Origin of the sequence: Emticicia sp. W12TSBA100-4 (genome assembly GCF_040253585.1) — a bacterium.
Classification (GTDB): Bacteria; Bacteroidota; Bacteroidia; order Cytophagales; family Spirosomataceae; genus Emticicia.
Map to the genome: position 1 here is coordinate 1 of NZ_JBELAU010000052.1, position 1,048 is coordinate 1,048.

The following is a 1,048-nucleotide window of genomic DNA, read 5'->3' on the forward strand; positions in this document are numbered from 1 at the left end:
TACATTGACCGTAACAAATACGAACGGATGTACAGCAAGTGCAACTACAGTTGTTACGATAAATACGAATCCTGTTCCTAATCCAAGCTCTGATTCACCAAAATGTGTTGGTACAACATTAACATTCAACTCGGTGGCTGCAATGACAAGTTACGCTTGGACAGGGCCTAATTCGTTTAGCTCGAATATTCAAGCCCCTTCTATCAATAATGTTACAACTGCTGCCAATGGCACTTATACATTGACCGTAACAAATGCGAACGGATGTACTGCAAGTGCAACTACAGCTGTTACGATAAATGCGAATCCTGTTCCTAATCCAAGCTCTGATTCTCCGAAATGTGTTGGTACAACTTTAACATTCAACTCGGTGGCTGCAATGACAAGTTATGCTTGGACAGGGCCTAATTCGTTTAGCTCGAGTATTCAAGCTCCTTCTATTAGCAGTGTTACAACCGCTGCAAGTGGCACTTATACTCTTACCGTAACAAATGCGAACGGATGTACTGCAAGTGCAACTACGGCTGTTACGATAAATGCGAATCCTGTTCCTAATCCAAGCTCTGATTCTCCGAAATGTATTGGTACAACATTAACATTTAATTCGGTGGCTGCAATGACAAGTTACGCTTGGACAGGGCCTAATTCGTTTAGCTCGAGTATTCAAGCTCCTTCTATCAATAATGTTACAACTGCTGCCAATGGCACTTATACATTGACCGTATTAAATGCGAACGGTTGTACAGCAAGTGCGACTACAGCTGTTACGATAAATGCGAATCCTGTTCCAAACCCAAGCTCTGATTCACCAAAATGTGTTGGTACAACATTAACATTCAATTCGGTGGCTGCAATGACAAGTTACGCTTGGACAGGGCCTAATTCGTTTAGTTCGAGTATTCAAGCTCCTTCTATTAGTAGTGTTACAACTGCTGCCAATGGCACTTATACATTGACCGTAACAAATGCGAATGGATGTACTGCAAGTGCAACTACAGCTGTTACGATAAATGCAAATCCTGTTCCTAATCCAAGCTCTGATTCACCA

At 42.0% G+C, this 1,048-nt stretch carries 1 pseudogene; it reads left to right on the forward strand.

The features are described 5' to 3' along the window. Positions 1 to 1,048, forward strand: a pseudogene (locus ABR854_RS25690) (hypothetical protein); the annotation flags it as partial.